Source organism: Microbacterium sp. PAMC21962 (assembly GCF_019443465.1).
Classification (GTDB): domain Bacteria; phylum Actinomycetota; class Actinomycetes; order Actinomycetales; family Microbacteriaceae; genus Microbacterium; species Microbacterium hominis.
In genome coordinates, this window is record NZ_CP080381.1 from 2,967,279 (window position 1) to 2,988,337 (window position 21,059).

General features: G+C 69.1%; 32 protein-coding genes. 31 read left to right on the forward strand and 1 reads right to left on the reverse strand.

The genetic code is table 11. The annotated features are described in order from the left end of the window. The first annotated feature begins 6 nt into the window (after positions 1-6). From rplC to KY498_RS14075, 31 genes are all read left to right on the forward strand, one after another. Entirely contained in the window at positions 7-666 is a 660-nt protein-coding gene (gene rplC / locus KY498_RS13925) for a 50S ribosomal protein L3 (RefSeq protein ID WP_191009076.1), read from the forward strand. 2 nt (positions 667-668) lie between these two features. Beyond that, positions 669-1,331 carry a 50S ribosomal protein L4 gene (gene rplD / locus KY498_RS13930; protein WP_060960251.1) on the forward strand — a complete coding sequence of 221 codons (663 nt, stop codon included), beginning with the start codon at positions 669-671 and terminating at the stop codon, positions 1,329-1,331. Continuing rightward, positions 1,328-1,630: a 50S ribosomal protein L23 gene (rplW, locus tag KY498_RS13935; protein ID WP_060960252.1), complete on the forward strand. Its 303-nt coding sequence runs from the start codon at positions 1,328-1,330 to the stop codon at positions 1,628-1,630. Before rplD ends, rplW begins: the two co-directional genes overlap by 4 nt. A 24-nt stretch (positions 1,631-1,654) precedes the next feature. After that, the gene (gene rplB / locus KY498_RS13940; protein ID WP_060960253.1) at positions 1,655-2,494 is read left to right on the forward strand and encodes a 50S ribosomal protein L2; all 840 of its coding nucleotides are present in this window, start codon (positions 1,655-1,657) and stop codon (positions 2,492-2,494) included. A 12-nt stretch (positions 2,495-2,506) separates the two neighbouring features. After that, positions 2,507-2,788, forward strand: coding sequence for a 30S ribosomal protein S19 (gene rpsS / locus KY498_RS13945; protein ID WP_005050512.1), 282 nt, complete (start codon positions 2,507-2,509; stop codon positions 2,786-2,788). Positions 2,789-2,826: 38 nt separating this feature from the next. Continuing rightward, a complete protein-coding gene (rplV, locus tag KY498_RS13950; RefSeq protein ID WP_191009075.1) occupies positions 2,827-3,210 on the forward strand; it encodes a 50S ribosomal protein L22 in 384 nt (127 codons plus the stop codon). After that, complete coding sequence (gene rpsC / locus KY498_RS13955) at positions 3,210-3,971, forward strand: 30S ribosomal protein S3 (RefSeq protein ID WP_005050510.1); 762 nt, start codon at positions 3,210-3,212, stop codon at positions 3,969-3,971. Before rplV ends, rpsC begins: the two co-directional genes overlap by 1 nt. Beyond that, on the forward strand, positions 3,971-4,390 hold the full coding sequence (gene rplP, locus KY498_RS13960; RefSeq protein WP_016463572.1) for a 50S ribosomal protein L16: 420 nt from the start codon (positions 3,971-3,973) through the stop codon (positions 4,388-4,390). The genes rpsC and rplP overlap by 1 nt, the downstream gene beginning before the upstream one ends. After that, a complete protein-coding gene (gene rpmC, locus KY498_RS13965; RefSeq protein WP_060960254.1) occupies positions 4,390-4,704 on the forward strand; it encodes a 50S ribosomal protein L29 in 315 nt (104 codons plus the stop codon). Before rplP ends, rpmC begins: the two co-directional genes overlap by 1 nt. Then, positions 4,704-5,069 carry a 30S ribosomal protein S17 gene (rpsQ, locus tag KY498_RS16600; protein WP_060960255.1) on the forward strand — a complete coding sequence of 122 codons (366 nt, stop codon included), beginning with the start codon at positions 4,704-4,706 and terminating at the stop codon, positions 5,067-5,069. Before rpmC ends, rpsQ begins: the two co-directional genes overlap by 1 nt. Before the next feature lie 3 nt (positions 5,070-5,072). Then, on the forward strand, positions 5,073-5,441 hold the full coding sequence (gene rplN / locus KY498_RS13975) for a 50S ribosomal protein L14 (RefSeq protein WP_018171454.1): 369 nt from the start codon (positions 5,073-5,075) through the stop codon (positions 5,439-5,441). A gap of 5 nt (positions 5,442-5,446) precedes the next feature. Beyond that, a complete protein-coding gene (rplX, locus tag KY498_RS13980; protein ID WP_060960256.1) occupies positions 5,447-5,806 on the forward strand; it encodes a 50S ribosomal protein L24 in 360 nt (119 codons plus the stop codon). Between the two features lie 2 nt (positions 5,807-5,808). Further along, complete coding sequence (gene rplE, locus KY498_RS13985) at positions 5,809-6,399, forward strand: 50S ribosomal protein L5 (RefSeq protein ID WP_060960257.1); 591 nt, start codon at positions 5,809-5,811, stop codon at positions 6,397-6,399. 88 nt (positions 6,400-6,487) lie between these two features. After that, positions 6,488-6,886, forward strand: coding sequence for a 30S ribosomal protein S8 (gene rpsH / locus KY498_RS13990; RefSeq protein ID WP_005050503.1), 399 nt, complete (start codon positions 6,488-6,490; stop codon positions 6,884-6,886). Between the two features lie 6 nt (positions 6,887-6,892). Further along, complete coding sequence (gene rplF, locus KY498_RS13995; RefSeq protein WP_101306891.1) at positions 6,893-7,429, forward strand: 50S ribosomal protein L6; 537 nt, start codon at positions 6,893-6,895, stop codon at positions 7,427-7,429. 2 nt (positions 7,430-7,431) lie between these two features. Beyond that, positions 7,432-7,791, forward strand: coding sequence for a 50S ribosomal protein L18 (gene rplR / locus KY498_RS14000; protein ID WP_005050501.1), 360 nt, complete (start codon positions 7,432-7,434; stop codon positions 7,789-7,791). A 32-nt stretch (positions 7,792-7,823) separates the two neighbouring features. Continuing rightward, positions 7,824-8,468 (forward strand): 30S ribosomal protein S5, encoded by a 645-nt coding sequence (rpsE, locus tag KY498_RS14005; protein ID WP_223848740.1) that lies wholly within the window; start codon positions 7,824-7,826, stop codon positions 8,466-8,468. Continuing rightward, the gene (gene rpmD / locus KY498_RS14010; RefSeq protein ID WP_060960260.1) at positions 8,468-8,653 is read left to right on the forward strand and encodes a 50S ribosomal protein L30; all 186 of its coding nucleotides are present in this window, start codon (positions 8,468-8,470) and stop codon (positions 8,651-8,653) included. Before rpsE ends, rpmD begins: the two co-directional genes overlap by 1 nt. Then, positions 8,653-9,252: a 50S ribosomal protein L15 gene (gene rplO / locus KY498_RS14015; RefSeq protein ID WP_101306890.1), complete on the forward strand. Its 600-nt coding sequence runs from the start codon at positions 8,653-8,655 to the stop codon at positions 9,250-9,252. The genes rpmD and rplO overlap by 1 nt, the downstream gene beginning before the upstream one ends. A 109-nt stretch (positions 9,253-9,361) precedes the next feature. Next, positions 9,362-10,699: a preprotein translocase subunit SecY gene (gene secY, locus KY498_RS14020; protein WP_060960262.1), complete on the forward strand. Its 1,338-nt coding sequence runs from the start codon at positions 9,362-9,364 to the stop codon at positions 10,697-10,699. Beyond that, positions 10,696-11,292, forward strand: coding sequence for an adenylate kinase (locus tag KY498_RS14025; RefSeq protein ID WP_101306889.1), 597 nt, complete (start codon positions 10,696-10,698; stop codon positions 11,290-11,292). Before secY ends, KY498_RS14025 begins: the two co-directional genes overlap by 4 nt. Beyond that, complete coding sequence (gene map, locus KY498_RS14030) at positions 11,292-12,122, forward strand: type I methionyl aminopeptidase (protein WP_060960264.1); 831 nt, start codon at positions 11,292-11,294, stop codon at positions 12,120-12,122. The genes KY498_RS14025 and map overlap by 1 nt, the downstream gene beginning before the upstream one ends. Before the next feature lie 206 nt (positions 12,123-12,328). Continuing rightward, positions 12,329-13,315, forward strand: a complete 987-nt coding sequence (locus KY498_RS14035) for a hypothetical protein (RefSeq protein WP_191009074.1) — start codon at positions 12,329-12,331, stop codon at positions 13,313-13,315. Between the two features lie 188 nt (positions 13,316-13,503). Beyond that, positions 13,504-14,190 carry a thioredoxin domain-containing protein gene (locus KY498_RS14040; RefSeq protein WP_060960266.1) on the forward strand — a complete coding sequence of 229 codons (687 nt, stop codon included), beginning with the start codon at positions 13,504-13,506 and terminating at the stop codon, positions 14,188-14,190. 157 nt (positions 14,191-14,347) lie between these two features. Continuing rightward, on the forward strand, positions 14,348-14,569 hold the full coding sequence (infA, locus tag KY498_RS14045; protein WP_005050493.1) for a translation initiation factor IF-1: 222 nt from the start codon (positions 14,348-14,350) through the stop codon (positions 14,567-14,569). Between the two features lie 73 nt (positions 14,570-14,642). Further along, complete coding sequence (gene rpmJ, locus KY498_RS14050) at positions 14,643-14,759, forward strand: 50S ribosomal protein L36 (protein ID WP_005050492.1); 117 nt, start codon at positions 14,643-14,645, stop codon at positions 14,757-14,759. Positions 14,760-15,073: 314 nt separating this feature from the next. After that, positions 15,074-15,454: a 30S ribosomal protein S13 gene (gene rpsM / locus KY498_RS14055; protein ID WP_060960267.1), complete on the forward strand. Its 381-nt coding sequence runs from the start codon at positions 15,074-15,076 to the stop codon at positions 15,452-15,454. A gap of 36 nt (positions 15,455-15,490) precedes the next feature. Then, positions 15,491-15,889, forward strand: a complete 399-nt coding sequence (rpsK, locus tag KY498_RS14060) for a 30S ribosomal protein S11 (RefSeq protein ID WP_005050490.1) — start codon at positions 15,491-15,493, stop codon at positions 15,887-15,889. 120 nt (positions 15,890-16,009) lie between these two features. Next, positions 16,010-16,999 (forward strand): DNA-directed RNA polymerase subunit alpha, encoded by a 990-nt coding sequence (locus tag KY498_RS14065; protein WP_005050489.1) that lies wholly within the window; start codon positions 16,010-16,012, stop codon positions 16,997-16,999. An 83-nt stretch (positions 17,000-17,082) separates the two neighbouring features. After that, positions 17,083-17,670, forward strand: coding sequence for a 50S ribosomal protein L17 (rplQ, locus tag KY498_RS14070; RefSeq protein ID WP_060960268.1), 588 nt, complete (start codon positions 17,083-17,085; stop codon positions 17,668-17,670). Between the two features lie 118 nt (positions 17,671-17,788). After that, entirely contained in the window at positions 17,789-18,874 is a 1,086-nt protein-coding gene (locus KY498_RS14075; protein ID WP_223848739.1) for a GNAT family N-acetyltransferase, read from the forward strand. Between the two features lie 56 nt (positions 18,875-18,930). Here the strand turns inward: KY498_RS14075 and KY498_RS14080 are convergent, their stop codons facing one another. Next, positions 18,931-20,895 (reverse strand): acyltransferase family protein, encoded by a 1,965-nt coding sequence (locus KY498_RS14080; protein ID WP_191009072.1) that lies wholly within the window; start codon positions 20,893-20,895, stop codon positions 18,931-18,933. Between the last annotated feature and the right edge of the window lie 164 nt (positions 20,896-21,059).

Genomic DNA, 21,059 nt, shown 5'->3' on the forward strand with positions numbered 1-21,059 from the left:
CCGGTCATGGCACACATCAACGAAAAGGTTTCCAAGGGCCTGCTCGGCACGAAGCTCGGCATGACCCAGGTCTGGGACGAGAACGGCAAGCTCGTTCCCGTCACCGTCATCGAGGTGGCCCCCAACGTGGTCACCCAGGTGCGCACGCCGGAGCACGACGGCTACAACGCCGTCCAGATCGCCTACGGCCAGATCGACCCGCGCAAGGTCAACCAGCCCCTGACGGCCCACTTCGAGGCCGCCGGCGTGACCCCTCGCCGCCACCTCACCGAGGTGCGCACCGCGGATGCCGCTGACTACTCACTCGGTCAGGAGCTCACCGTGGACGCCACCTTCGAGGCCGGCCAGCTGGTCGACGTCGTCGGCACCAGCAAGGGCAAGGGCACCGCGGGTGTCATGAAGCGCCACAACTTCAAGGGCGTCTCCGCCTCGCACGGTGCGCACCGCAACCACCGCAAGCCGGGCTCGATCGGCGCCTCGTCGACGCCGAGCCGCGTCTTCAAGGGCATGCGCATGGCCGGCCGTATGGGTGGCGAGCGCGTGACCGTCCTCAACCTCACGGTGCACGCCGTCGACGCCGAGAAGGGTCTGCTGCTCGTCAAGGGCGCCGTCCCCGGTGCGCGCGGCCGCATCGTCTACGTCCGCAACGCAGTGAAGGGTGCCTGATCATGGCTGACTCGACTCTCGCGCTCGACGTCCACAGCCCCAACGGCAAGAAGGCCGGCTCGGTCGAGCTGCCCGCCGCGCTGTTCGACGTCAAGACGAACATCCCCCTCATCCACCAGGTCGTCGTGGCGCAGCTCGCCGCGGCTCGCCAGGGCACGCACTCGACCAAGCGTCGTGGCGAGGTCTCGGGTGCCGGCCGCAAGCCCTTCAAGCAGAAGGGCACGGGTAACGCCCGTCAGGGCTCGATCCGCGCGCCGCACATGACCGGTGGTGGCATCGTCCACGGCCCGAAGCCGCGCGACTACGCCCAGCGCACCCCCAAGAAGATGATCGCCGCCGCCCTGCTGGGCGCGCTGAGCGACCGTGCTCGCGGTGGCCGCCTCCACGTCGTCGACTCGTTCGGCATCGAGGGCGCCCCGTCGACCAAGGCCGCTGCGGCCGTCCTCGCCGAGCTCGCGCCGACCAAGAACGTCCTGGTCGTCATCGAGCGCGGCGACGAGCTGAGCGTCAAGAGCGTGCGCAACCTCGCGTACGTCCACGTGCTCACGTTCGACCAGCTGAACGCCTACGACGTTCTCGTCTCCGACGACATCGTCTTCACCAAGGCCGCCTACGACGCGTTCGTCGCGTCGAAGAGCGCCACCACCGAGGAGGTCTCGGCATGAACGTCTCCGTCAACAAGGACCCGCGCGACATCATCCTGAAGCCGGTCGTCTCGGAGAAGAGCTACGGGCTCATCGACGAGGGCAAGTACACCTTCCTGGTGGACCCGCGCGCCTCGAAGACCGAGATCAAGCTCGCGATCGAGAAGATCTTCGGCGTCAAGGTCGCCGCGGTCAACACGCTCAACCGCACGGGCAAGGCCCGCCGCACCCGCTTCGGCACCGGCAAGCGCAAGGACACCAAGCGCGCCATCGTCACGCTGAAGTCGGGCACCATCGACATCTTCACGGCCGTCGGCTGACAGCTGGGATAGAGGACAACCAACATGGCTATTCGCAAGTACAAGCCCACGACCCCGGGTCGCCGCGGTTCGTCGGTGGCAGACTTCGCCGAGATCACGCGATCGACGCCTGAGAAGTCGCTGCTGCGCCCGCTGTCGAAGACCGGTGGCCGCAACAACCAGGGCCGCATCACCACCCGCCACATCGGTGGCGGCCACAAGCGCCAGTACCGTGTCATCGACTTCCGTCGCAACGACAAGGACGGCGTCGACGCCAAGGTCGCTCACATCGAGTACGACCCCAACCGCACCGCGCGCATCGCGCTGCTGCACTACGTGGACGGCGAGAAGCGTTACATCCTCGCGCCGAACAAGCTGCAGCAGGGCGACGTCGTCGAGTCCGGTCCGGGCGCCGACATCAAGCCGGGCAACAACCTGCCGCTGAAGAACATCCCCACCGGTACGGTCATCCACGCCATCGAGCTCCGCCCCGGCGGCGGCGCGAAGATGGCGCGCTCGGCCGGCGCCTCGGTGCGTCTGGTCGCCAAGGACGGCCCCTACGCGCAGCTCCGTCTGCCGTCGGGCGAGATCCGCAACGTCGACGCGCGCTGCCGCGCCACGATCGGCGAGGTCGGCAACGCCGAGCAGTCCAACATCAACTGGGGCAAGGCCGGCCGCAAGCGCTGGAAGGGCGTGCGCCCGACCGTCCGTGGTGTCGCGATGAACCCGGTCGACCACCCGCACGGTGGTGGTGAGGGCAAGACGTCCGGTGGACGTCACCCCGTCTCTCCTTGGGGCCAGGCTGAGGGTCGCACCCGCCACGCCAACAAGGAAAGCGACAAGTACATCGTCCGCCGTCGCAACGCCGGCAAGAAGCGCAAGTAGGAGTAGAGGAAGATGCCTCGCAGCCTGAAGAAGGGCCCCTTCGTCGACGAGCACCTGCTTCGCAAGGTCGTCTCGCAGAACGATGCCGGCACCAAGAACGTCATCAAGACCTGGTCGCGCCGTTCGATGATCATCCCCGCCATGCTGGGACACACCATCGCCGTGCACGACGGACGCAAGCACATCCCCGTGTTCGTGTCCGAGACCATGGTCGGTCACAAGCTGGGCGAGTTCGCGCCCACCCGCACCTTCCGCGGCCACGAGAAGGACGACAAGAAGGGTCGCCGCCGCTGACGCGGTGGCGTTCCAGAGAGGACTAGAGGAGGAGAGAAATGGTGGAATCCATCGCACGCGTCAAGCACATCCGCGTGACCCCTCAGAAGGCTCGTCGTGTCGTCGCGCTGATCAAGGGCAAGCAGGCTCTGGAGGCCCTGGCCATCCTGAAGTTCGCCCCGCAGGCTGCCAGTGAGCCGATCTACAAGCTCGTGGAGTCGGCGATCGCCAACGCCCGGGTGAAGGCCGACAAGGACAGCGAGTTCCTGGACGAGCAGGACCTGTACGTGGCCAACGCGTACGTGGACGAGGGGTCGACGCTCAAGCGCTTCCGCCCCCGCGCCCAGGGTCGTGCCTTCCAGATCAAGAAGCGCACGAGCCACATCACCATCCAGCTCGCGACCCCCGAGGTTGCCGAGACCAGCAAGAAGGCGAGCAAGTAATGGGACAGAAGGTCAACCCCTACGGCTTCCGCCTCGGCATCACCACGGACCACGTGTCGCGTTGGTTCTCCGACTCCACGAAGCCGGGACAGCGTTACGCCGACTACGTGGCCGAGGACATCAAGATCCGCAAGCTCCTGCAGACGCAGCTGGACCGCGCCGGCGTGAGCGGCATCGAGATCGAGCGCACGCGTGACCGCGTCCGCGTCGACATCCACACCGCCCGCCCGGGCATCGTGATCGGTCGCCGCGGCGCCGAGGCCGAGCGCATCCGCGCCGACCTCGAGAAGCTCACCGGCAAGCAGATCCAGCTGAACATCCTCGAGGTCAAGAACCCCGAGGCCGACGCCCAGCTGGTCGCCCAGGGCATCGCCGAGCAGCTCTCCGCCCGCGTGGCGTTCCGCCGCGCGATGCGCAAGGGCCTGCAGGGCGCGCAGCGCGCCGGTGCCAAGGGCATCCGCATCCAGGTCTCCGGCCGCCTCGGCGGCGCGGAGATGAGCCGCTCGGAGTTCTACCGCGAGGGTCGTGTGCCGCTGCACACGCTGCGCGCGAACATCGACTACGGCTTCTACGAGGCCAAGACCACCTTCGGCCGCATCGGCGTGAAGGTCTGGATCTACAAGGGCGACCTCACCAACAAGGAGCTCGCGCGCGAGCAGGCGAACGCGCCGAAGGCACCCCGCGGTCGTGACGACCGTGGTGGCGACCGTCGTCGCGCGCCCCGCAACGAGGCGCCCGTCGCAGAAGGAGCATCGGCATAATGCTTATTCCCCGTAAGGTCAAGTACCGCAAGCAGCACCACCCGGGCCGCGCGGGCCAGGCCACCGGCGGCACGAAGGTCTCCTTCGGCGAGTTCGGCATCCAGGCCCTCACCCCCGCGTACGTGACGAACCGTCAGATCGAGTCCGCTCGTATCGCGATGACCCGTCACATCAAGCGCGGTGGCAAGGTGTGGATCAACATCTACCCCGACCGTCCGCTCACCAAGAAGCCGGCCGAAACCCGCATGGGTTCCGGTAAGGGTTCGCCGGAGTGGTGGGTCGCCAACGTCAAGCCGGGTCGCGTCCTCTTCGAGGTCGCGGGCGTCAACGAGCAGCTCGCTCGTGAGGCCCTCACCCGTGCAATCCACAAGCTGCCCCTGAAGGCACGCATCATCAAGCGCGAGGAGGGCGACGCGTAATGGCCGTCGGAACCAAGACGCTCGCTCCCAGCGAGCTGGACACGTTCGAGGACCAGCGCCTCGTCGAGGAGCTGCGCAAGGCCAAGGAAGAGCTGTTCAACCTGCGCTTCCAGTCGGCCACGGGCCAGCTCGAGAGCCACGGCCGCATCCGCGCCGTCAAGCGCGACATCGCGCGGCTCTACACCGTGATCCGCGAGCGCGAGCTGGGCATCCGTGCCACGCCTGCGCCCGTCGAGGTCGCGACCAAGGCGAAGAAGACCAAGGCCAAGAAGGCGGATGACGCTGCCGAGGCCACGAAGGAAGAGGCCGAGTGATGGCTGAGACCACCGAGAAGAAGGCCGCCAAGAAGGCGCCGGCCGCCGAGGCCGTCGTCGAGGCGCCCGTCGCCGGTCACGAGTCGGCTGCGCACGACGTGCGCGACGCCGACGCCCGTGGCTACCGCAAGTCGCGTCGTGGCTACGTCGTGAGCGACAAGATGGACAAGACGATCGTCGTCGAGGTCGAGGACCGCGTGAAGCACCCGCTCTACGGCAAGGTCATCCGCCGCACGTCGAAGGTCAAGGCCCACGACGAGCAGAACAGCGCCGGCATCGGCGACCTCGTGCTCATCAACGAGACCCGGCCGCTGAGCGCCACCAAGCGGTGGCGCCTGGTCGAGATCCTCGAGAAGGCGAAGTAAGAAATGATCCAGACTGAGTCCCGCCTCAAGGTCGCCGACAACACCGGCGCCAAGGAGCTGCTCACGATCCGCGTGCTCGGCGGCTCCAACCGCCGCTACGCCGGTCTCGGCGACATCATCGTCGCGACCGTCAAGGACGCGATCCCCGGCGGCAACGTCAAGAAGGGCGACGTGGTCAAGGCCGTCGTCGTCCGCACCGTCAAGCAGACCCGTCGTGCCGACGGTTCGTACATCAAGTTCGACGAGAACGCCGCCGTCATCCTGAAGAACGACGGGGAGCCCCGCGGCACCCGCATCTTCGGACCGGTCGGTCGTGAGCTTCGCGACAAGAAGTTCATGAAGATCGTCTCGCTCGCACCGGAGGTGATCTGACCCTCATGGCCAAGATCAAGAAGGGTGACCTGGTTCAGGTCATCACTGGCAAGAAGCAGGACAAGGGCGGCGACCGCGGCAAGCAGGGCAAGGTTCTCGACGTCATCGTCGAGCAGAACCGTGTCATCGTCGAGGGCGTCAACTACGTCACGAAGCACAACCGTGTGGGCCAGTCCCAGCGCGGCACCAAGACGGGCGGCATCGAGACGATGGAAGCCCCGATCCACATCTCCAACGTCGCCCTCGTCGACCCCTCGACCAAGAAGCCGACCAAGGTCGGTCACCGTGTCGAGGAGCAGACGAAGGACGGCGTGAAGCGCACCGTCCGTGTGCGCTACGCGAAGAAGAGCGGCAAGGACCTCTGAACATGAGCACCACCACTGCCGCGGCGGCTGGCAAGATCCAGCCCCGCCTGAAGCAGAAGTACCAGGGCGAGATCAAGAAGGCTCTGCAGGACGAGTTCGGCTACGCCAACGTCATGCAGATCCCCGGGATCGTCAAGGTCGTCGTGAACACCGGTGTCGGCGAGGCTGCTCGTGACTCCAAGGTGATCGATGGCGCCGTCGACGACCTCACCAAGATCACCGGCCAGAAGCCGGTCGTCACGAAGGCCCGCAAGTCCATCGCCCAGTTCAAGCTGCGCGAGGGCCAGGCCATCGGCGCGCACGTCACCCTCCGCGGTGACCGCGCGTGGGAGTTCCTGGACCGTCTCGTGAACCTGGCGCTGCCGCGCATCCGCGACTTCCGCGGCCTGTCCCCGAAGCAGTTCGACGGACACGGCAACTACACGTTCGGTCTGCAGGAGCAGTCGGTCTTCCACGAGATCAACCAGGACAAGATCGACCGCGTCCGCGGCTTCGACATCACGATCGTCACCACGGCGAAGACGGATGCCGAGGGCCGGTCGCTGCTGCGCCAGCTGGGCTTCCCGTTCAAGACGGACGAGAACCAGGCCTGACCCACCCCCGACCGTTCCGGTCGGACCATCAAGAAGGTCGGCTGTCGTGTAACGGCATCCGAAACCGCTGAACAAAGGACACCAAGAAATGACGATGACAGACCCGGTCGCTGACATGCTGACCCGTCTGCGCAACGCGAACTCGGCGCACCACGACTCCGTGTCGCTGCCGAGCTCCAAGCTCAAGACCCACATCGCCGAGATCCTCCAGCAGGAGGGCTACATCTCCGGCTGGGAGGTCTCCGACGCCCGTGTCGGCCAGACCCTCACCCTGACGCTCAAGTACGGCCCGAACCGCGAGCGGTCGATCGCCGGTATCAAGCGCGTCTCGAAGCCCGGTCTGCGCGTGTACGCACGCTCGACCGAGATCCCCAAGGTCCTCGGCGGCCTCGGCGTCGCGATCCTGTCCACCTCCTCCGGTCTTCTCACCGACCGTCAGGCAGAGCAGAAGGGCGTGGGTGGGGAAGTCCTCGCCTACGTGTGGTGATCTGACATGTCGCGTATCGGACGTCTTCCCATCGACATCCCCGCCGGCGTCACCGTTTCGGTGGACGGCCAGGACGTCACCGTCAAGGGCCCGAAGGGCGAGCTCGCGCTCTCCGTCGCCAAGCCCATCGAGGTCAAGGTCGAGGAGAACCAGGTCCTGGTCTCCCGCCCCGACGACGAGCGCGAGTCGCGTTCGCTGCACGGGCTGACCCGCACCCTGATCAACAACAACATCATCGGCGTGACCGAGGGCTACACCAAGGGCCTCGAGGTCGTCGGCACCGGTTACCGCGTCGCACAGAAGGGCACGGCGGTCGAGTTCGCGCTCGGCTTCTCGCACCCGGTGCTCGTCGAGGCGCCGGCCGGCATCACGCTGACCGTCGAGGGCAACAACAAGCTCACCGTCAGCGGTATCTCCAAGCAGGCCGTGGGTGAGGCCGCCGCGAACATCCGCAAGATCCGCAAGCCCGAGCCGTACAAGGGCAAGGGTGTGCGCTACGCGGGCGAGGTCGTTCGCCGCAAGGCCGGAAAGGCTGGTAAGTAATCATGGCTGTCAAGTCGAAGAGCGACGCGCGTTCGCGTCGTCACCTGCGCCTTCGCAAGAAGGTCGTGGGCACCGAGGCCCGTCCGCGCCTGGTCGTCACCCGTTCGGCCCGCCACGTCTTCGTCCAGCTCGTGGACGACAGCAAGGGCGTGACCGTCGCGTCGGCGTCGACCCTCGAGTCGGACCTGCGCACGTTCGACGGTGACAAGACCGCGAAGGCGCGCAAGGTCGGCGAGCTCGTCGCCGAGCGTGCGAAGGCGGCCGGCTTCTCGGACGTCGTGTTCGACCGCGGTGGCAACCGCTACGCGGGCCGTGTCGCAGCGATCGCCGAGGGCGCCCGCGAGGGAGGTCTGAACCTGTGAGCGATGCAACTACTCAGAATGTGGAGAACGAAGTGACCGAGCAGGCTGCGGCCACCGCTCCCGTCGAGCGCGAGGCCCGCGAGCCCCGCCGCGGCGGACGCGAGCGCAACCCCAACCGCGACCGCGGTTCGCGCGACGCCGAGAAGAGCCAGTTCCTCGAGCGCGTCGTGACGATCAACCGCGTGTCGAAGGTCGTCAAGGGCGGTCGTCGCTTCAGCTTCACGGCGCTCGTCGTCGTGGGTGACGGCAACGGTCTCGTCGGCGTCGGCTACGGCAAGGCGCGTGAGGTCCCCCTCGCCATCTCCAAGGGTGTCGAAGAGGCCAAGCGCAACTTCTTCCGCGTGCCCCGCACCGGCTCGTCGATCCCGCACCCGGTGCAGGGCGAGGCCGCTGCCGGTGTCGTGCTCCTGCGTCCGGCTGCCGCCGGTACCGGTGTCATCGCCGGTGGTCCGGTTCGCGCCGTGCTCGAGTGCGCCGGCATCCACGACGTGCTCTCCAAGTCCCTCGGCTCGTCGAACACGATCAACATCGTGCACGCGACCGTCGAGGCGCTGAAGCAGCTCGAGGAGCCCCGCGCGGTCGCCGCCCGTCGTGGTCTCGACTTCGACCAGGTGGCTCCCGCCCGTCTGATCCGTGCCGAGGCTGACGCCGCGGCCGCTGCAAAGGGAGGTGCCTGATGGCCGCGCGTCTCAAGGTGACCCAGATCAAGTCCAAGGTGAGCGAGAAGCAGAACCAGCGTGACACGCTGCGTTCGCTCGGCCTGAAGCGGATCGGCGACTCGGTCGTCCGTCCCGACGACGCGCAGACGCGCGGTTACGTCAAGACCGTCGCCCACCTCGTCAAGGTTGAGGAGATCGACTGATGGCCGACAAGGCTGAGAAGGCGACCGAAGAGGTCGTCGAGAAGAAGGCCGCCGCCAAGCCGGCTGCCAAGAAGACCGCCGAGAAGGCTCCCGCCAAGGCTGCGGCCAAGCCGGCCGCGAAGAAGGCTCCCGCCAAGAAGGCGGATGCCGAGGCGTCGCGTCCCGGTGTGCTGAAGGTGCACCACCTGCGTCCCGTCCCGGGCTCCAACACCGCGAAGACCCGTGTCGGTCGTGGTGAGGGCTCGAAGGGTAAGACCGCGGGCCGTGGCACCAAGGGCACCAAGGCCCGCTACCAGGTCAAGATCGGCTTCGAGGGCGGCCAGATGCCGCTGCACATGCGTACGCCGAAGCTGCGCGGGTTCAAGAACCCGTTCCGCGTCGAGTACCAGGTGGTCAACCTCGACAAGCTCGCCGAGCTGTACCCGGCCGGTGGCGACGTCACCGTGAGCGACCTGGTCGCGAAGGGCGCCGTGCGCAAGAACGAGAAGGTCAAGGTGCTCGGCACCGGAGACATCTCGGTCAAGCTCACCGTCGCGGTCGACAAGGTCTCGGGTTCGGCCGAGCAGAAGATCGTCGCCGCGGGCGGTTCGGTCAAGTAATTCCACGGCAGGGGCCGGAGGCGAGCCTCCGGCCCCTGTTGCCGTACTCTGGAAGCGGTGTCCTCGGACGCGTCTCGAGACACCGGTCAGCTCACTGGAGGAAATCCTTTTGTTCAGCGCCGTCAGCGCCATCGCGCGGGTCTTCCGCACCCCGGACCTCCGGCGGAAGATCGGCTTCACTCTCGCGATCATCGCCATCTACCGCCTCGGTGCGCACATCCCGGCGCCCTTCGTGAGCTTCCCGAACGTCCAGTCCTGCCTGCAGCAGACCGGATCGGCCAGTGAGGGCCTGCTCTCCCTGGTCAACCTCTTCTCCGGCGGCGCCCTCCTGCAGCTGTCGATCTTCGCCCTGGGGGTCATGCCCTACATCACGGCGACGATCATCGTGCAGCTGCTGCGCGTCGTCATCCCCCACTTCGAGGCGCTGTACAAGGAGGGGCAGTCCGGTCAGGCCCGCCTCACGCAGTACACCCGCTACCTCACGATCGCGCTCGCGCTGCTGCAGTCGACCACGCTGGTCACGGTGGCCCGCTCCGGTCAGCTGTTCGGCACGACCGGCATCGCGGAGTGCAACGCCCTGCTGACCAACGACGTGTGGTGGGCGCAGCTGCTGATGATCATCACGCTGACCGCCGGCACCGGCCTCATCATGTGGTTCGCCGAGCTCGTCACCGAGCGCGGCGTCGGCAACGGCATGTCGATCCTCATCTTCACCTCGATCGCGGCGCAGTTCCCGGCCGCGATGTGGGCCATCGCCACCTCGCGCGGCTTCGAGGTCTTCCTCCTGGTGCTCGCGGTCGGCATCGTCGTCGTGGCCCTCGTGGTCTTCGTCGAGCAGTCGCAGCGGCGCATCCCGGTGCAGTACGCGAAGCGGATGGTCGGCCGGCGCACGCTCGGTGGGACGAACACGTACATCCCGATCAAGGTGAACATGGCGGGTGTCGTCCCGGTCATCTTCGCCTCGTCGCTGCTGTACATCCCCGCGCTGATCGCACAGTTCAACCAGACGCCCGACGCGAACGGCAACATCCCGGGCTGGGTGACCTGGATCCAGCAGTACCTCACGAAGGGCGATCACCCGCTCTACATGCTGCTGTACTTCCTGCTCATCGTCGGCTTCACCTACTTCTACGTCGCGATCACCTTCAACCCCGTCGAGGTCGCCGACAACATGAAGAAGTACGGCGGCTTCATCCCGGGCATCCGGGCCGGTCGCCCCACGGCGGAGTACCTCGACTACGTCCTGACGCGCATCACGCTGCCGGGCTCGATCTACCTCGGTCTCATCGCGTTGCTGCCGCTCGTGGCGCTTGCCACCGTCAGCGCCAACCAGAACTTCCCGTTCGGCGGCGCGTCGATCCTCATCATCGTCGGTGTGGGTCTGGAGACGGTCAAGCAGATCGACGCGCAGCTGCAGCAGCGCCACTACGAAGGGCTGCTGCGATGACTGCTGCGCGACTGCTCATCATCGGCCCGCAGGGCTCCGGCAAGGGCACGCAGGGCGTGCGGGTGGCCGAGGCCCTCGGCATCCCCGCCGTCTCGACGGGCGACGTCTTCCGCGCCAACGTGAAGGACGGCACCGAGCTGGGTCTGAAGGTCAAGGCCATCATCGACGCCGGCGATCTGGTGCCCGACGAGCTGACGGGCGAGATCGTCCGCGACCGTCTGGCGCAGCCGGATGCCGCGGCGGGCTTCCTGCTCGACGGCTACCCGCGCAACCTCGGTCAGGTCGGCGACCTCGACGCGTTCCTCGACGCGCGCGACGAGCCGCTGACCGCGGTCATCGAGCTGGTTGTGCCGCGCGAGGAGTCGATCCAGCGTCTGTCGCTGCGCGCGACCGAGCAAGGCCGCGCGGACGACAACGAGGAGTCGATCGCCAAGCGCCTCGCGATCTACGAGTCCGAGACGGCCCCGATCCTCGACGTGTACCGCCAGCGCGGCATCGTCGACCAGATCGACGGCGTCGGCACGTTGGACGAGGTCTACGCACGCATCACCGCCGCGCTGACGGCGCGCGGCATCACGGCCGCCGCGCTCTGATGGGGCTGCGCCGCTCCCTGTACAAGACCCCTGCGCAGCTGCGCTCGATGGTCGAGCCGGGACTCATCACCGCGGCCGCGCTCGACGCGGTCCGTGCGCTGGTCGCCCCCGGTGTGACGACGGCAGAGCTGGATGCCGCGGCATCCGATGTCATCGTCGCCCGCGGTGCCGAGTCGAACTTCCAGCTGGTGCGCGGGTACCGGCACACGACCTGCATCTCCGTCAACGACCAGGTCGTCCACGGCATCCCCGGCGGGCGCGTGCTGGAGCCGGGTGACATCGTCTCGATCGACGCCGGCGCGCAGTTCAAGGGCTGGAACGGCGACTCGGCGATCACGGTCGTGGTGCCCGGGGGCGACCCGGGTGTGCGGGCCGCGCGCGAGCGCTTGTCGGCGGTCACGGAGGGATCGCTCTGGGCGGGCGTCGCGGCGCTCGCGTCCGCGGCACGGGTCGGCGAGATCGGCGACGCCGTCCAGGGCTACATCGAGCGCTCCGGCGAGGGCTACGGCATCCTGCGCGACTACGTCGGTCACGGCATCGGGCGCCGGATGCACGAGGGCCCGACCGTCTTCAACTACCGGGTCGACGACCTCGGTCCCGCCGTGCGGCCGGGCCTGTGCCTCGCGATCGAGCCCATGGTCACGGGCGGCTCGGACCAGACGTACGTCGAGGACGACGACTGGACCGTCACGACCGTCGACGGCAGCGACGGCTGTCACTGGGAGCACAGCGTCGCCGTGCACGAGGGCGGCATCTGGGTGCTGACCGCCGCCGACGGCGGCGCCGCATCCCTCGCCCCCTTCAACGTGACCCCCACCCCCATCCCCTAGCTCCCCCCACCCCCCCGCGCCCGCGAGCCGCTACGCCGCGGTCGAGCCGCCACGCGCCGGACCGCACGAACCGTGTCGGCTCGGCCGCCCAGTAGCGGCTCGGCGGAGGGGTGGGATGTCCTCCACAGGCGGGAGGAGAGGGGGATTGTGCACGGGGTGGGGGTGCGTGCGTCGGGGGAGAGGCGGCGCGCGGCAGGGTGGGCGGCATGCTCACGGAACACGCTCGAGCCGCGCTCCGATCGCGCGCGGATCTGGAGGCGGCGGGACTGACCACGCGGGACATCACCTCCCGGGTACGGGCGGGCACGCTGATCCGCGTCGACCAGGGGTGGTACGCGGATGCCGCGCACTGGCGGAGCGCCTACGCGGAAGGCCGTCAGCTGATGCGCGTCGTCGCGGCCGAGGAGCGCCGGCGCGGCGGTTCGTCCCTCGTGTACTCGCACACGGCGGCCGCCGTCCTGTGGGGACTGCCGCTCTTCCGGCTCGAGCCCGAGCGCGTCCACCTCAGCGGTCGGTCGGCGAGCGGGCACGTGAGGGCGTCGAATCCGCTCGTGGCGCGGCATGAGGTCGCCGTGCCCGACGACGACATCGTCGAACGCGACGCACTGCGCTGCACATCGCTGCCGCGCACCGTGGCGGACACGCTGCGCGGCGTGTCCGAGGAGTCCGGACTCGCCCTCGCCGATGCGGCGCTGCGGATCGAAGCCCACGATCGGGCGACGGGGCGCTACGACGAGGATGCCGCGGCATCCCTTCGGGCGCGCATCGCGTCGCGCGTGCCGCGGGGCGGCCGCGGCGTGCGCCGGGCGCGGCGGATCCTCGACCTCGCGGACGGCCGCGCGGCGTCGCCCGGGGAGAGTGTCAGTCGTCTGTATCTGCGGGAGCTCGGATTCGCCGCGCCGCGGCTGCAGGTACCGATCCCCGCTCCGAGGGGCGGCACGTACTACGCGGACTTCGGGCTCGACGATGCCGCAGCCTGGGGAGAGTACGACGGAGAGGGCAAGTACCTCGATCCGCGGCTGCGCGGCGACGGCGTCGACATCGCCCAGGCGGTTCTCGACGAGAAGATGCGGGAGGACTGGATCCGGGGGACGACGAACCGGCGGTTCGCGCGGTGGGGCAAGGCGCACACCACCTCGGCCGCCGCCCTCGGCCGGCGTCTGGCGGCGTTCTCGGTGTATCCGCCCCACTGACCCCGCGCCCTTCCGCGAGCCGCCACGCCGCGCGCGAACCGGCACACGGTGTGCGGTCCGCGGATGGGCGGTCCGGGCAGGGGATGGCGGCTCGCGAGGATAACGGAGTTCACGGGGAACGCATAGGGGGGAGTGAGGGAAGATAGAACGACGGCGGCGTGGGCCGCGGCGAGGAGAGGCATCGGGCTATGGCGCAGGCAGCGGCAGGCAGGAAGAACTGGTTCGCGATCTGGGTGAGCGTGGCGGTGGTCGTCATCGTCGCCCTCGTGGTCGCACTGGTCGTGTGGATGAACCGCGCGGCGACCGACCCGGGCACGGCTCCCTCCGGATCGGGCATCAACCAGGAGACCGGCGCCGTCGTGGTCGGCTCGGGCTCGCAGACGCTCGACACCTACATCGACTTCATGTGCCCCATCTGCAACCAGTTCGAGCAGACCTACGGCGACGAGATCCTCGATCTCGCCAACAACGGCACGATCACGCTCAACATCCACCCCATCTCGATCCTCGACCGCTACTCGCAGGGGACGAAGTACTCCACCCGAGCCGCGAACGCGATGTACTGCGTCGCCGAGGCCGACCCCGACAAGGCCGTGACCTTCATGCAGGCCCTCTTCAAGGCGCAGCCGGAGGAGAACTCCACGGGTCTCACCGACCAGCAGATCCTCGATGTCGCCTCCAGCGTCGGGGTGACGGGCATCGACTCCTGCGTCTCCGACGGCACGTATACGAAGTTCGTGGCGGCCATGACCGAGAAGACGCCCGTGCAGCCCGGCTCCAGCGGCATCGGCACGCCGACGCTGGCCGTCAACGGCACCGTCATCGCCAACCAGACCATCCCCGCCAAGGGCCAGTTCGCGACGCTGTTCCAGTAAGCACCGAGACGACGGGGAGGGGGCCGGACGGCAGTTTGCCGTCCGGCCCCCTATCACGTACACTGAATCTTTGGTGCCTTGCGCCTTCATTGGCGTGTCGCCGCACCACATCCCACTCACCGCAGACCGACCGGTCTGCTCAAGCGTCAGCGAGGCTATGGCTAAGAAAGACGGTGTCATCGAAATCGAGGGCGTCGTGTCCGAGGCGCTGCCCAACGCGATGTTCCGCGTTGAGCTCACGAACGGACACAAGGTTCTCGCCACGATCTCCGGCAAGATGCGGCAGAACTACATCCGCATCATCCCCGAAGACCGCGTCGTCGTGGAGCTCTCGCCCTACGACCTCACGCGCGGTCGCATCGTCTATCGCTACCGCTAGACCGGTCGAGAAGTAACGAGCGGGCGGATGCTGCGGCATCCGCGCGACTCGAAGACAGCGAACAGGAAACATCATGAAGGTCAACCCCTCCGTCAAGCCCATCTGCGACCACTGCAAGGTCATCCGTCGCCACGGTCGCGTCATGGTCATCTGCAAGTCGAACCCGCGTCACAAGCAGCGCCAGGGCTGAGTCGCTCGCGACTCAAGGGTGAGCGAGGCCCGCAGGGCCGAGTCGACACCTCAGTACGAAGACACAACTCCATACCGCGAACGGCGCGTTTCGACTCGCTGCGCTCGCTCAACGACCGGATGGTCCGCGAACGGCGCGTTTCGACTCGCTGCGCTCGCTCAACGACCGGATGGTCGGGGGCGGCGCGACGCTCGCACACCGACCGGCAACGGTCAGCACATTGCAGGGTCAGAACCTCTCCGGAGGGGACACCTCGGGCGGAGGCCCGGGCACCGATCCTGTTCCACACCTCCACTACTCCTAGGAGAACCCGCATGGCACGTCTTGCCGGCGTCGACATCCCGCGCGACAAGCGCGTGGTGATCGCCCTCACCTACATCTACGGCATCGGCCGTACGCGTTCGGTCGAGATCCTCAAGGCCACCGAGATCGACGAGTCGATCCGCGTCAAGGACCTCACCGACGACCAGCTGGTCGCCCTGCGCGACTACATCGAAGGCAACTACAAGGTGGAGGGTGACCTGCGCCGCGAGGTCGCCGCCGACATCCGCCGCAAGGTCGAGATCGGCTCGTACGAGGGTCTGCGCCACCGCCGCGGCCTTCCGGTGCGCGGTCAGCGCACCAAGACCAACGCGCGTACCCGCAAGGGCCCGAAGCGCACCGTCGCCGGCAAGAAGAAGGCCGGCCGCAAGTAAGCGCGGCCCCCGGTACAGGTTTAGGAGAACAGACACATGGCACAGGCCAAGACCGCTGCGCGCAAGCCGCGCCGCAAGGAAAAGAAGAACATCGCGCTGGGCCAGGCCCACATCAAGTCGACGTTCAACAACACGATCGTCTCGATCACCGACCCCTCGGGCGCCGTCATCAGCTGGGCGTCCTCGGGTGGGGTGGGCTTCAAGGGCTCGCGCAAGTCGACCCCGTACGCCGCCGGCATGGCTGCCGAGTCGGCCGCCCGCCAGGCCGCCGAGCACGGCGTCAAGAAGGTGGACGTCTTCGTGAAGGGCCCGGGTTCGGGCCGCGAGACCGCGATCCGCTCGCTGCAGGCCGCCGGCCTCGAGGTGGGGTCGATCTCCGACGTCACCCCGCAGGCGCACAACGGCTGCCGTCCGCCGAAGCGTCGCCGCGTCTGACTTCCGGGCCGGGTGCCCCCGCATCGCGGGCGGCACCCGGCATCCGTCGTCTTTGAAAACTCAACACCTCTTGCAATCGCACGTGTCATATAGCGGGCACGTGACGGAAAGGAACACATAGTGCTCATTGCACAGCGTCCCACTCTGACCGAGGAGAAGATCGGCGAGTTCCGCAGCCGCTTCGTCATCGAGCCGCTGGAGCCCGGCTTCGGCTACACGATCGGCAACGCGCTGCGCCGCAGCCTGCTGTCCTCGATCCCCGGTGCGGCTGTCACCAGCATCCGCATCGACGGCGTGCTGCACGAGTTCAGCACCATCCCGGGTGTGAAGGAGGATGTCACCGAGATCATCCTCAACATCAAGCAGCTCGTCGTCTCGTCCGAGCGCGACGAGCCGATCACGGCGTACCTGCGCAAGACCGGCGCCGGCGAGGTCACCGCCGCCGACATCTCCGCTCCGGCGGGTGTCGAGGTGCACAACCCCGAGCTGGTCATCGCGACGCTCAACGACTCGGCGAAGTTCGAGCTCGAGCTCACGATCGAGCGCGGCCGCGGCTACGTGTCGGCCACGCAGAACCGCAACGAGTACGCCGAGGCCGGTCAGATCCCGATCGACTCGATCTACTCGCCCGTGCTGAAGGTGTCGTACCGCGTCGACGCCACGCGTGCCGGTGAGCGCACCGACTTCGACAAGCTCGTCCTGGACGTCGAGGCCAAGCCGTCGATCTCGCCGCGCGACGCCGTCGCGTCGGCCGGTCGCACGCTCACCGAGCTGTTCGGTCTCGCCCGCGAGCTGAACGTCGAGGCCGAGGGCATCGAGATCGGCCCCGCGCCGGTCGCCGAGGTGCTCACCAACGAGCTGTCGATGCCGATCGAGGACCTCGATCTGTCGGTGCGTTCGTACAACTGCCTCAAGCGCGAGGGCATCAACACGGTGTCCGAGCTGGTCGCCCTCTCCGAGACGCAGCTGATGAACATCCGCAACTTCGGTCAGAAGTCGGTCGACGAGGTGCGCGACAAGCTCGTCTCGCTCGGCCTGTCGCTGAAGGACTCGGTCCCCGGGTTCGACGGCGCGCACTTCTACGGCGGCTACGACGACGAGGCCCTCTGAGCCTCCGCGCTCGCACCGGCAAGACCTTCTGCGCGCTCCGGCCCCGACCGGTTCGCTGACACTTTTCCTCTGGAGTAACTGATATGCCCAAGCCCACCAAGGGTCCCCGCCTCGGAGGCGGCCCCGCCCACGAGCGTCTGCTGCTGGCCAACCTGGCCGCCGCCCTGTTCACGCACAAGTCGATCACGACGACCGAGACCAAGGCCAAGCGCCTGCGTCCGCTCGCCGAGCGTCTCGTCACCTTCGCCAAGCGCGGCGACCTGCACGCTCGCCGTCGCGTGCTGTCGGTCATCGGCAACAAGGATGCGGTGCACGTGCTGTTCGCCGAGATCGCTCCGCTCGTCGCCGAGCGCGAGGGCGGCTACACCCGCATCACGAAGATCGGCAACCGCAAGGGCGACAACGCCCCCATGGCCGTGATCGAGCTCGTGCTCGAGCCCGTCAACCCGAAGCCGAAGTCGGCCAAGAAGTCGGCCGCCGCGGCTCCCGTCGCCGCCCCGGCGAAGGACGAGGACGCCGCCGAGGAGGCCGCGACCGAGGCCGTCGCCGAGGCCGACGAGGCTCAGGACGCCGCTGACGAGGTCGCCACGGACGACGCCGCCGCTGCCGGCGCCGAGTCGCCCGAGGAGGGCGCGGCCGCGGAGGCCGCCGCCGAGGACGCCACCAAGTAAGGCGAACGCTGTCGCGAGGCCCGCACCCCGGAACGGGGGTGCGGGCCTCGCTGCGTGGGGCGGGAGCGCGGCGCGGCGCCGGCCCGCGAACCGTCCTGCGCCCCGCTACGGTGGTGTGGTGAGCGAGACGTCCCTGATCGAGCGCATCCACCGGTTGCAGCGCGAGGCCGGTGTCGACGCCGGTCCGCTGCCGCCGCGGCATCCCGAGGTCGCCGCCTGGCGGACCGCCACGACGGACGACATCGACGCGCTTCACGCCGTCATGGTCGCGGCCGAGCGCATCGACCACCCGACGTGGACGACGCCCCGCCAGGAGGTCGCGGACACCTTCGACCTGCCGCACATCGACCACACCCGCGACACGGTGCTGGCGGTGGATGCCGCGGGCACGGTGATCGCCTACGGCAGCGCGTTCCTGCATCCGGCGCGCGATGGGGCCTTGACCGTGTCGCTGTCCGGCGCCGTGCTGCCCGAACGGTGGCGCCGAGGCATCGGGACGGCCGTGTTCGCGTGGCAGTACGCCCGCGCGCTCGAGCAGCTCGCCGAGGTCGCCCCGTCGCTCGCGCCGGTGGAGGCGGGGGAGTGGACCGCCGATCTCAAGGTCTACGCGGAGGAGGGCAACCTGGGCCATCGGCGGCTCGCGGAGGCGCGCGGCTTCGCCGCCGAGCGGTGGTTCGCCACGATGCTGCGCGACCTGGCCCGTCCGCTTCCCGACGTGGTGCTGTCGGCGGATGCCGCGGCCCGCGGACTGCGCGTCGTGGCCTACACCCACGACCGCGACGACGACGCGCGTCGCGCCCGCAACGATGCGTTCCGCGACCACTGGGGAAGCCTGCCGAGCCCGCCGGAGTCGTGGGCGAAGTTCGTCGGCGGCGAGTTCTTCCGCCCCGACCTCTCGCGCCTCGTCGTCGATGACGCGGGGGCCATTGCCGCCTTCTGCCTCGCGTCGGTCAACGAGGACGACTGGGAGATGCTCGGCGCCTCGCACGCGTACATCGACCTGATCGGCGTCGTCCGCGCCCATCGCCGGCAGGGGCTCGCGCCGGTCGTCGTCGCGGACGCGCTCCGCGCCATCGCCGCCGCCGGCCTGGAGAAGGCCGTCCTCGACGTCGACACGGCGAGCCCGACCGGGGCCAACACCCTCTACGAGGGACTCGGTTTCGTCGCGGACGAGCGCGCGGTCGCGCTCGTCGCCCACGTCTGACCCGACCCGCAGCTGGTCCGGGCTGTCCGCCGCGGCGCGGGCGGCGTGGGCCCCGTTCAGGGCGTCGCGGTGGGGGCGAGCGCGCGGGTGGTGGCCCAGCGGATCAGCTGCACCTGGTAGCGCACCTGCGCGCGCTGGTTGGCCACGGCATCCACCGCGGTCGTGACGGTGTCGGCGTAGACGCGCCCGCCCGCCTCGCCCGGGTGGATGTCGTCGCCCGCCAGCAGATCGGTGCGCGGCGCGATGGCCTGTGACCAGTCGGCGACGATCACCCCCGGGTGGGTGGCCGCGAACGCCGCGAGGTCGCGGTTGACGCCGTCGATCCAGTCGCGCGGGGCGAAGGCGTTGACGAGCACGAGCGTGCGGTCCCGTCCGACCTTGTCGTAGATGTCCTGGAGCGCCTCGCCGTCGACGGGCCCGTTGGTGCCGAGGCCGACGACGACGTAGTCGCGCAGCGCGCCCTGCGCGGCGAGCCGGTCGACGATCTCGCTGCCGACCCACATCGATCGCGACACCTCGGCGTCGATCTGGATGCCGGGAAGCTCCTCGAGCAGTCCGCCGGCGGATGCCAGCATGACCGAGTCGCCGACGGCCGTGACGCGATCGCCGGGCACCGACACCGGGGGCGGCGGCAAGGGCTCGCCGTCGGGACCCACCGTCGGCGTGGGGCGGGGTGTGGTCGCGCCGGGATCGCCGGACGGCGGCGACGACGGCGGAGGGGTCGGCGACGCGGATGCCGCATCCAGCGCGCGCTGCCCGGCTTCGACGACGGCTTGGCCCGAGCTGACGGCGGGCACGGCGGCCACGGCCGCGGCGGTGCCCGCGACCACCAGCGCGGTCACGCCGAGCGACGCGACGGCGCCGAAGCGCCGCGCGGGCGTCGAGCGCAGGCGGCGGCCGAACGCGGACGCGGCGCCGCGGAAGCCGAGCCGGCGGATCGGCTGTTCGAGCAGCCGGTACGAGGCCGCCGACAGCACGAGGGTCGTCACGGCGGCCGCGACCCCCACGGGGACGGGCACGGTCTCCTCGACGAACGTGCCCGTCACCGCGACGGTGAGGAGCACGACGACCGGCCAATGCCACAGATAGATGCCGTAGGAGCGCTCGCCGACCCACCGCAGCGGCGCGACGTCGAGCGCGGGACCGAACCACGAGCCGGTGAGCGTGGCTGCGGCGATCGCGACCGCCGTCAGGGCGCTCGCCGCCAACGGCACGATCGGGTAGGCCGTCGCGCCGTCGGCGATTATGCCGATGACGACGATCCCTCCGACGCTGACCGCGCCCACCACGGCGGTCCACGCGGGGCCGACGCCGCCGATCGACGGGCGGGCCGCGGCGCTCCAGGCGGTGCGCCCCGCCAGGGCGAACGCGAGGGCGACGCCGATGAGCAGCCCGAAGGCGTGGGTGTCGGTGCCGTAGTAGGCGCGGGTCAGGCCCGCGAGCCCCGGGCCGGCGCCGACGACCTGCGCGGCCCAGGCGACGGAGGCCGCAGCCAGCAGCGCGGCGACAGCCGTCCGCATCCACCGGCGCGGCAGCAGCAGGAACAGCGGCAGCAGCAGCGGCCACAGCACGTAGAACTGCTCCTCGACCGCCAGCGACCAGAGGTTGCGCAGCAGCTCCGGCTGTGTGGCGCCGAAGTAGGAGGCGCCGGCGGAGATCGACGTCCAGTTGTACGAGAACGTGACCGCGCCGATCACCTGACGGCCGAGTCCGAGCAGCACGTCGCCGCCGACGAGGCCCGCGACGCTCGCGCTCGTGGCCACCACGACGGCCAGCGCCGGCAGCAGGCGCCGCGCGCGCCGCATCCAGAAGGCGCGCAGCGCGATACGGCCGGTGGATCCCCGTTCGCGCAGCAGCAGCGAGGTGATCAGGAAGCCGGAGATCACGAAGAACACGTCGACGCCGATGAACCCGCTGCGCAGCATCCCGGCGGGGAACAGGTGGTAGACGACCACGAGCAGCACGGCGAGGGCACGCAGGCCGTCGAGGCCCGCGTAGCGCGGGGCGGAAGGTGTGGTCATGGCGGGGAGGGCTGTTTCCGGAGGGGAGAGCGCGGGCGCGGCGGGGCCGGACGGGGCGGGCTCGCGCAGGTTCTCCAGTGTACGTTCCGGCGCGCGGCGACACGCCAGGCACGCGTCGCGGAGGCACGGCCGTCCGGTGACGCGCGGGTCGCGGACGTCCTGCC